This window comes from Streptomyces sp. HD, assembly GCF_028369295.1.
Lineage (GTDB): Bacteria > Actinomycetota > Actinomycetes > Streptomycetales > Streptomycetaceae > Streptomyces.
The window spans coordinates 166,108-176,679 of record NZ_JAQMYP010000015.1 but is presented as its reverse complement, the minus strand read 5'-3'; the positions used below and the strand labels follow the sequence as shown (position 1 = coordinate 176,679).

Annotated in this window: 2 protein-coding genes; both read right to left on the bottom strand. The window is 74.5% G+C overall.

Annotated elements, in window-relative coordinates; all coding sequences use genetic code 11:
- Positions 1-2,034 (bottom strand): condensation domain-containing protein (locus POF73_RS17255; protein ID WP_272116110.1); only part of this gene is annotated, 2,034 nt, incomplete at its 3' end.
- The gene (locus POF73_RS17250; protein ID WP_272116108.1) at positions 2,031-10,532 is read right to left on the bottom strand and encodes a non-ribosomal peptide synthetase; all 8,502 of its coding nucleotides are present in this window, start codon (positions 10,530-10,532) and stop codon (positions 2,031-2,033) included. The genes POF73_RS17255 and POF73_RS17250, both read right to left, overlap by 4 nt.
- Positions 10,533-10,572: the final 40 nt, after the last annotated feature.

Genomic DNA, 10,572 nt, shown 5'->3' with positions numbered 1-10,572 from the left:
CACATCAAACGCATGCGGCGCATGCATCAACACCGCATCCCCCACACCGACGCACCACTCACGCTCACCCACCAACGCCGCCGCACTCCCATGCGGCACCGCCACGCCCTTCGGCACGCCGGTGGACCCCGACGTGTACATCACGTACGCCACGTCGGCCGGACCGACCCGAACCGCCGGCGCCGTTTCACCGAACGCGGCCAACTCCCCTGCGGCGGCAGGCTCATCCACCACCACGACCCGCCCACCAACGCCCTCCGGCACCACCGCACGCGTCGCCTCCGAGCACAGCACCACCGCCGGAGCACAGTCCCCCAGGACCAGCGACACCCGCTCAACCGGAGACCCCGCATCCACGGGGACGTAGGCCGCCCCCGCACGCCACACCCCCAACAGCACCGGCACCAGATCCACCGACCGGTCCATCACCACCGCAACCCGATCACCACGCCCCACCCCCGCACCACCCACCAGATACGAGGCCACACGACCCGACGCCGCCCACAACTCCCCATACGACAACGACCGGTCACCCTCCAACACCGCAACCGCACCCGGCGCCACCCGCACCCGCTCCCCGATCAACTCCGGCACCAGCCCAGCCGGAACCCCACCCGCAGTAGCCCCCCAGCCCTCCAGCACCAGCCCCCGCTCGGGACCGGTCAGCACGCCCAGCCGGCCCACCGGGGCCGACGGATCCGCGACGACCTGCTCAAGGACCCGCGTGAGGATGCCGCCCAGTGCCTCGCCGAGTTGTTCGTCGACGAGGTCGGGGCGGTAGGTCACGTCCACGCGGAGCCGTTCGTCGGGGGCGATGCCGATGGACAGGGGGTAGTGGGTGGCCTGGCGGGCCTCCACGGAGGAGAAGGTGACGGTGTCGGGGTCGGGCGACTGCCTCCTGCTGCGCGGGTAGTTCTCGTAGACGAGGAGCGTGTCGAAGGTCGCTGCGGGGCCGGCCGCGCTCTGGATGTCCGCGAGGCCGAGGTGCTGATGCGGCATCAGGGACGTGTGGTGTTCCTGGAGTTCGGCGAGCATCCGCAGTACCGGCTGTGTGCCGTCGAGGCTCACTCGCACCGGGACGGTGTTGATGAACAGGCCGATCGCGGAGTCGGCGCCCGGCAGTTCCGGTGGGCGGCCCGCGACGGTCGCGCCGAAGGCCACGTCCGTGCGGCCGGAGAGGCGGGCCAGCACCAGGGCCCAGACGCCCTGGACGACGGTGTTCAGGGTGAGTCCGTGGGTGCGTGCCAGGTCGGTGAGTGCGGTGGTCGTCTCCGGGGAGAGGTGGGCCGACCGGCGCGTCGGGGTGGGCCGCTCACCGGAGTCTCCGGGGGCCGGGGTCGTGGCCGAGGCGACGAGCGTGGGCTCCTCGGCGCCCGTGAACTCCGTGCGCCAGGCGGCTCGTGCGGCCTTCTTGTCCTGGCGGGACAGCCACGCCAGGTAGTCGCGGTACGACGTGACCGGCGCAAGGGACGACACGTCGCCGTTCGCCTCGTAGACCGTGGTGAGTTCGTCCAGCAGGACGGGCAGGGACCAGCCGTCGAGCAGGATGTGATGGCTCGTCAGGACGAGGCGGTGGCGGCGTGCTCCCAGACGTACGAGGAGGAGGCGCAGCAGAGGGGCGACCGCGGGGTCGATCCTTCGGGCCCGTTCGGCGCGTACGAGGCGGTCCAGCTCGGCGTGTGCGGCGGTGTCCGTGTGGTCCGAGAGGTCGGCCTCGGTCCAGGGCAGGGTCACTTCCCGCATGATGAGCTGCACGGCTTCGCCGGAGGCGCGCCGGTGGAAGCTCGCCCGGAGGGCGGGGTGGCGGGCGAGGAGCGTCTGCCACGAGGTGCGCAGCCGTGCGGCGTCCAGTGGGCCGTCGACGGAGAGGACGGACTGCACGGTGTAGGTGTCGGGGCTGTCCCCGCCGTCGAGGTCGGCGTGGAACAGCAGACCTTCCTGCAGGGGCGACAGCGGCCATACCTCCGCGAGGGCGGACGCCTGCGCGGGGGATCCCTGACCGGGGGATCCCTGACCGGCGGTGGAAGCCTTCACAGTGACCGTCCTCCTTCGAGTCCTTCGACTCCTTCAAGTCCTTCGAGTCCGTTGCGTGCGGCGAGGCCGTGCGGCCCGTTCGGTCGCCCCGGCGCCCCCGGGGCTCCGGGTGCCCCCGGCGCTCCCGGTGGCCCGGCCAGTTGGGCGGCGATCGCCTCGAACTCCTCCACCTCGTCCTGCGCGAGGTCGACGAGCGTGAAGTCGGACGGGGTGTGTCCGCCCGCGGTGGGGTTGGCGGTGTGGCCGGCCAGGGCCGTGAGCAGGTCCAGCCAGGTGCGGCCGAGCCGGTCGGCCGTCGCGTCGGCGAGGACCGCGGCGGGCCAGCTGAGGGTGAGGGTGAGTTCGGGGCCGTCGGCGGTGTCGCGGACGGCGGCGGCTGCTTCGACGGTGTGTGCCGCGGGCAGGTCGGGGGCGGCCGAGCCGCCGATCGGGGTCCGTCCTGCCAACTGCCAGGGGGCCACGGCTCCCGTGCTGGGGGCGGTGGCGAAACGGCCCAGGTAGTTGAAGCCCACCTGGGGGCTGGGCAGTGCGGCCAGGATGGGGGCGGTCTCGGGGCCGAGGTGACGCAGCAGGCCGTAGCCGAGTCCGTCGCCCGGTATCGCCCGCGCCTGCTCCTTGACGGACTTCAGGAGCACGCCGATGGCCGGCCCGCCGGCCAGTGCCTCGTCGAGGTCTACTCGGGCGAGGTCGAGGCGTACCGGGTGCACGCTGGTGAACCAGCCCACGGTGCGCAGCAGATCCGCGCCGCCGAGGGAGTGGCGTCCGTGGCCTTCGACGTCGATGAGGACGACGCCGGTCCCGTCGCCGGGGTGCTGTCCGGCTTCCTCGGTCACGGCCCCGTTGGTGCCCTCGGGGCGTCCGCGGATCAGGCGGACCGCGCCCGCCAGGGTCGACAGGAGCACCTCGTGGACGCCGCAGTGGAAGAGGAGGGGGGTCTCGCCGACCAGGGAGCGGGCCTGTTGCGCGGGTACCGTCCAGGTCGCGCGGCGTACGGTGGCCGCGGTGTCCCGGAGCGGGTCGAGGTTCCGCCGGCCCAGCGGGGGTTCCGCGTGGGCCACCACGGCGCCCCAGCCCTCCAGTTCGGCGGTGCGTTCCGGGTCGCTCGCCTGGCCGGCGAGCAGGCTGGCCCAGCGTCGGAACGACGTTCCGACCGGGTCGAGGGCGGGTTCGCGGCCGGCCGCGGCGGCCTCGCAGGCTGCGCGCAGATCGGGCACGAGGATCCGCCAGGACACTCCGTCGACGGCCAAGTGGTGCAGGGCCAGGACCAGTCGGCCGGTGCGTGCGGGCCCGGCGTCCAGCCACACCGCCTGGACCATCACGCCGGACGACGGGTCCAGACGCCGTACCGCGTCGCGGGCGGCCCGGTCCGCGGCCTCGTCCAGGTCGGGTTCGGGGACCTGGGTCGCGTCGGTGACCGTGAGGAGTCCGGCCGGGTCCACCGTGCCCTTGTCGGGCACGACGAGGCGCGTGGCCGGGCCGGTCCCGTCCGTCCGGGCGCGCAGCATGTCGTGGGTGTCGAGCAGGGCGCCGAGTCCCGCCGTCAGCGCGTCCGTGCCCAGCCCGGCCGGTGCGCCAAGGGTCACCCACTGGGCGAAGGCGCCGCCGGTGACCCGCTCGCCGAGGGCCCGCATCACCGGGGTCCAGGGCACCTCGCCCACACCGATGTCCCAGGCGGGCTCCGTTCCGGTGCCGAGGCGGGCGACGGATGCGAGGTCCGCCGCCGTCGGGCGCTCGAAGACGTCCTGCGCGGTGAAGGACACACCGGCCCCGCGCGCACGGCTGACCAGTTGCATGGAGGTGATGGAGTCACCGCCGAGGCGGAAGAAGTTGTCGTCGGCGCCGACCCGTTCCAGGCCCAGCACCTCGGCGAACAGGGTGCACAGGACCTCCTCCGCCGCCCCCTCGGGAGCCCGCCCCACGGCGCGTTCGGCGAAGCCGGGGGCGGGCAGGGCCGGGAGGTCGGTCTTGCCGTTCGGGGTGACCGGCAGGGTGTCCAGCACCATGACCGCCGTCGGCACCATGTGGGCGGGCAGGATGTCGGCGACGGCCTCCCGGACCGACTCGCCGTCCAGGAGCGGCCGTTCGGGCGGTGCGGATACGGCGGCGTCGGCGGCCGGGGTGACGTAGCCGACCAGGCGCCGCTCGCCCCTGCCGTCCCGGCGCAGTGCCACCACCGCGCGGCCGACCCGGGGATGTGCGGCGAGGGCCGCCTCGATCTCGCCGGGTTCCACGCGGAAGCCGCGCACCTTGACCTGTGCGTCGGCGCGCCCCTGGTAGACGAGGTCTCCGGTGCGGGTGCGGCGCACGAGGTCGCCGGTGCGGTACATGCGCTCGCCGGGTGCGAACGGGCAGGCCACGAAACGCTGGGCGGTCAGCCCGGGCCGGTCCGGATAGCCGCGGGCCAGACCGGCGCCGGCGAGATACAGCTCGCCGACCGTGTCGGGGCCCACCGGGTGCAGGAAGCCGTCCAGCACATGGGCGGCGGTGCGGTCGATCGGACGGCCCGTGGTGGGGCGGTCCTCGGCGTGCAGCGGGCGGCTCACCGTGGACGTGACCGCCGCTTCGGTGACGCCGTACTCGCTGTGCACGGCACGGCCGGTGACGGTCCAGCGGCGGCGCAGGGCGTCGGGCGCGGTCTCGCCGCCGATGATCAGCACGCGCAGTGCGGGCAGGTGCCGGGGCGGGAGTTGCGCGAGCATCGTCGGCGTCATCGCCGCGTGGGTGACGCGGGCGGCGCTCATCAGCTGTACGAGGTCCTCGCCGCTCGCGTGCCGCCGTGCGGGCGGGGCGAGCACGAGTCGGCCGCCCGCGCACAGCACCGGCCAGATGTCCGCCATCGACACGTCGAAGCTGGGCGAGACGAGTTGCAGCACCCTGCTGGACGCGTCCAGCGCGTAGCGCCGCGCATGGTCGGTGACGAGGTTGCGCAGGGCGCCGTGCGGGACGAGGACGCCCTTGGGGGTTCCGGTGGAACCGGACGTGTGGATGACGTAGGCGGCGTGCGCCGCCCGCAGCGGTGTCCGGCGGTCCCGGTCGGTGACGGGTCCGTCGGGGTGCCCGGCGATCGTCCGGACCATGGCGGGGTCGTCGACGGTCACGACATGGCCCCCGTACTCCGGCGGTACGGCGGCGCGTGTCGCGCGGGTGCACAGCACGACCGGCGGGGCGACGTCGTCGAGCATCAGACGCAGCCGCGCCGCCGGGTGGCCGGGGTCGAGCGGTACGTGGACGCCGCCCGCCAACGACACGGCGAGCAGCGCCTCGATCAGTTCGACGGAGCGGTCGGCCAGCACGGCGACCCGGCACTCCGGTCCGACGCCCTCGCCGACGAGGTACCGGGCGAGGCGGGCCGACGCGGCGGCCAGCTCGGCGTAGGTGACGGTCCGTCCGTCCGCCTCCAGGGCCACGTCGGTGGCCGCCTGCACGGCCCGGCGGGCGAAGGCGTCGGGCACGAGGGCGTCGTCGTGGGTGCCGGACGGGCCGGTCTCCTCCGCCGCGCGAGCGCGCGCGACGGCGAGCGCACGCTCCCCGCCGCCCAGGACGGCGACGCGGCCCAGCGGCTGTGCCGGGTCGGCCGTCAGCTGTTCCAGGACCCGGGTGAGCCAGCGGACCAGTTCGGTGACGCGTTCGGGCGCGATCACGTCCGGGCGGCCGACGAGGTGTCCGCGCAGCCGCTCGTCGGGTACGACGATCAGCGCCAGCGGGTAGTGGCCGCGGTCCTCGGGCTCCCCCACGGGCCGCAGGGTGAGCGCGGGCTCGTCGGCGGCGGGTGCGGTCTGCGCCGCGGGCAGGTTCTCGAACACGACGAGGGTGTCGAAGACCGCGCCGTCACCGGCGGTCCGGCGGATCTCCTGCAGGCCCAGGTGCTGATGGGGCATCAGGGCGACCTGGTGTGCCCGCAGTTCGGTCAGCAGCTCGGCGACCGGCCGGTCCGGCGCCAGGGCGGCGCGGACGGGCAGGGTGTTGATGAACGGCCCGACGATCGACTCGACACCCGGCAGATCGGCGTGCCGGCCGGCCACCGTCGTGCCGAAGACGACGTCCGTGCGCCCCACCAGCCGGGCGAGCACCAGCGCCCACGCGGCCTGCACCACGGTGTTGACCGTCACCCCGTGGGCACGCGCCAACCTGCCTACGGCATGCGTGAGTTCGTCACTGAACTCGAACCGCACCGGACGCGGCACGACCGCTGCCCTGACCGCCTCCTCGGGCACCACCAGCGTGGGCCCCTCGGCCGCGGCGAGCGCCGACCGCCAGGCCAGGCGCGCCGACTCCCGGTCCTGCCGGGCCAGCCAGGCCAGGTAGGCACGGTACGAAGTCGCCGCGGGCAGCGTCCGCGCGTCACCGTCGGCGGCGTACACCTGGGCCAGCTCGCCGAAGACGACCGCCATGGACCAGCCGTCGAGGAGGGTGTGGTGGCTGGTGATGACCAGGCGGTGACGGTGTTCGCCGAGCCGGATCAGGAGCAGCCGGAGCAGCGGTGCCGTCGTGAGGTCGAACCGTTCGGCCTTCTCCGCCTCGGCGAGCCGTGCGGCCGCTGCCGCCGCCTCGGGGGCGGGCAGCTCCGCCACGTCGGTGTCGCGCCAGGGCAGCGGCACGTCCCGCGCGATGACCAGCACCTGCTCGCCGGAGGCACGTCGGGCGAAGGAGGCCCGCAGTACGGCGTGGCGGTCGATGAGCGCCTGCCAGGACGCGCGCAGGCGCGCCACGTCCAGGGGGCCGTCGAGGGCCAGGACGCGCTGGCTGGCGTACACGTCGGGGCTGTCGTGGTCGAACGTGGCGTGGAAGAGCATGCCTTCCTGGAGCGGGGAGAGCGGCCAGACGTCCACGAGGCCGGGGCGTTCGGCGCGCAGCCGGGCGAGTTCGTCCGGGGTCAGGTCCGTCAGGAGGGCTTCGGCGGCCGGGGCGCCGGTCCCCTCCGGGGCGGTCGGCCGGGCCGCTTCGGTGAATGTGGCCACGGCCGCCAGGGCTGCCGGTGTCTCGTGTTCGAACACGTCCTGCGCGGTGCAGAGCAGGCCCGCGCGGCGCGCCTGCGCGGCGAGTTGCATCGCCATGATCGAGTCGCCGCCGAGTTTGAAGAAGCTGTCGTCGGCGCCGACCTCGTTCAGTTTCAGTACGGCGGCGAACAGCTCGCACAGAGCCGCCTCGGCCGGTGTCCGGGGGGCGCGCCCGGTGACCTTGCCCGCGAAGTCCGGTGCGGGCAGGGCCGCGCGGTCGACCTTGCCGTTGCGGGTGACGGGCAGCGCGTCCAGGGCACAGACCGCGGCCGGCACCATGGGCTCGGGCAGCAGTCCGGCGGCGTGGGCGCGTACGGCGTCGGGTGCCACACCGTCCGGGCCCTCGGGGACGACGTATCCGACGAGGCGGCGTTCACCCGGGGTGTCCTCGCGGACGGTCACCACGGCCTGGGCCACCGACGGATGGGCAGCGAGCGCCGCCTCCACCTCACCCAGCTCCACCCGGAACCCACGGATCTTCACCTGAGCATCCGCACGCCCGACAAAGACCAGCGCACCCTCATCCGTCCACCGCACCAGGTCACCCGTCCGGTACATCCGCTCCCCCGGCACGAACGGACACGCCACAAACCGCTCCGCCGACAGACCCGCCTGGCCCCAATACCCCAGCGCCAGACCCTCGCCCGCCACATACAACTCCCCGACCAGACCGGGCTCCACGGGCCGCAGGAAGGCGTCCAGGACGTAGGCGTGCCGTCCCGGCAGGGCGTGCCCGATGGGCAGCACCGGGGCTGTCGTCCCGCCCGGCCGGATCAGGTGCCAGGTCGCGCAGAGGGTGGTCTCGGTCGGGCCGTACAGATGGCGGACGGTGACCTCGGGGCAGGCCTCGCGCACCCGGGCGACGGAGGCGGCGGGCACCACGTCGCCGCCGGTCAGCACCTCGCGCAGGCCGGTGAGGCTGTCCGGCTCCTGGTCCGCGAGGACCCGGAAGGTGCCCGCCGTCAGATGCAGCCGGGTGACACCCGCGGCCACGTGAGCGCGCACGCGCTGGGCGTCCACGGGTCCCGGTGGGGCGACGACCACCCGGGCGCCGGCCGCGAGCGGGACCCACACCTCGTACAGGGAGGCGTCGAAGGCGTGCGGCGCATGCATCAGCACGGTGTCGTCGGGGCTCACATGCCACTCGCGCTCACCGGCCAGCGCGGCCACGGCGGCATGCGGCACGGCCACGCCCTTCGGGGCGCCGGTCGACCCCGAGGTGTACATCACGTAGGCCACGTCGTGCGGACCGGTCGGGGTGCGGGGGGCGTCGGCGCCGTCGTCGGCAACCGGCTCCCCGTCCCTGCCCGAGCCGTCGAACATCACCACCCGGGCGCCGCTCTCCGGCACCGTCGCACGCGTCGTGCCTGCGCACACCACCACCGACGGGGCGCAGTCGGTGAGGACTCGCGCCACCCGCTCGGCCGGATGACCGGGGTCCACGGGGACATAGGCGGCTCCGGTCCGCCACACCCCGAGCAGCGCCACGACCAGGTCCGCGGACCGCTCCAGCACCACCGCGACCCGATCGCCCCGCCCCACGCCCGCACCCACCAGCCGCCGGGCCACCTGCCCGGCCCGCCGCCACATCTCGCCGTACGTCAACGAGCCCGCGCCGTCCGCCAGCGCCACCGCGTCGGGCCGCCGCAGCGCCTGACCGGCGATCAGCTCCGGCACCAGCGGGGCATGCGCCGCATCGGACGGCGGGGCGGTCACGGGGCCGAGACCGTCCTCGGCGACGGAGCGGGAGACAGCCGGGGCGACAGGACGGGTGCGCCGTGAGGCAGCCGCCACGGGCCGGGAGGCGGCTGCGGGGACCGGCCCGGGGTCGGCCGCAGGAACAGGCCCAAGGCCAGCCGCAGGAGCCGGCCCAGGATCGCCCCCGGGAATCAGCCCAGGATCAGCCGCAGGAATCGCCCCAGACACAGCTGCAGAGACCGGCCCAGAGTCGGCCCCGGAGACCGGCCCAAGACCAGCCGCAGGGACCGGCCGCGAAGCATCCGCGGGCATCGTCCCAGGGACGCCCCCGGGAATCGACCCAGAATCAGCCCCGTGAACCGGCCCAGACCCAGCCGCAGGAACCGGCCCAGAGTCGGCCCCGGAGACCGGCCCAGGACCAGCCGCAGGAACCGGCCGCGAAGCATCCGCGGGCATCCTCCCAGGGACGCCCCCGGGGACCGGCCCGGCGGACGCGGCGTCGATTCGGCCGATCGGTGTGGACGGGGTTGCGACCAGCCTCTCCAGGAATCGCACCAGCGACCGGTGGCTGCCGCTCACCCACTCCTGGTCGTGGTGCGCCGGGTTGGCCTCCAGGGAGACGGCCATGCCCTGGTCGTCCGACCAGCCGCTCACCACGACGCTCAGCTCTTCGACGCGGCGGTTGGACAGGTCCCGGACGATGCCGCGGCAGTCCCCGAAGCGGAGGTTCTCCCCGAGGGGCAGGATGTTGACGAAGGGGCCGAAGTGCCAGCGGCCGCCGTCCGGCCAGGACAGTTCGCGGCGCAGTCGCTCGCCCCGGTACCGCTGGTGCCTGAGCAGACCGGCGGTCTCGGGTCCGGCCGCACGGGCGAGGTCGTCCAGGCTCATGTCCGGGGTGGCGCGCAGCCGGAAGGGCAGGACGTTCGCCATGGTGCACGGGGTGCGCCGCGCCGGGCCGTTGAGGCGTGCGGCGACCGGCAGGCTGAGTACGGCCTCGTCGGCGCCCGTCATCCGGCAGGTGAAGGCGCCGACGGCCGCGACGACCAGCCGGGGCCAGCTCACCCTGGCACGTGCCGCGGTCTCGTGCAGGGCGCGCACGGCCGGCGGCGGAAGGTGGCCGGTGGCCAGTACGGCGCCGTCGGGAGCGGCGGTGCGATGGCCGGGCAGGGCGGTGAGCTCGGGCCGGTCGGCGAAGTGGTCGTGCCAGTAGCGGCGGTCCCGCGCGTACTCCTCGGAGTCGCGGTAGGCCGACTCCTGCTCCAGCAGCTCCCGCAGTGGCGCGTGGCCCGCGGGGCGGGGCGGGTCCGCGTGCAGGGCCGCCGTGTACAGCTCGGCGACGCGGCGGGCCATCAGCGAGCAGCCGAAGCCGTCCATCAGCAGGTGGTCGTAGCGCTGGTACCACACGTGCCGGTCGGGCCCGAGGGTGAGCAGCGCGTACGCGAACAGGCCGCCGTCGGCGGACCGTGCCGTCCGGTGCAGCTCGGCGCCCATCCATGCCAGGGCCGCGGCCCACGGGTCCTCGTGTGGGGTGAGGTCGACCGTCGTCAGGCTCAACTGTGGTGCCGGTAGGACCAGTTGGGACGCTCCGCCGCTCGGCTCCTCCTCGAACCGCACATGCAGGATCTCGGTCTCCTCGACCGCCCGGCGCAGCGCGTTCTCGAAGGCTCCGGTGTCCAGCGGCCCGAGGATCTCGACGTGCTGGCCGATGGTGTAGAAGCCGCGCGAGCTCTCGATGCGCCGGGCCAGCCAGATCCCCTCCTGGCTCTCGGACAGGGGCAGGGTGGAATCCGCTTCGCTGCTCATCGCTCTCCCTTCGGCGGCGCGGCGGTGCGTATGCGTGTCT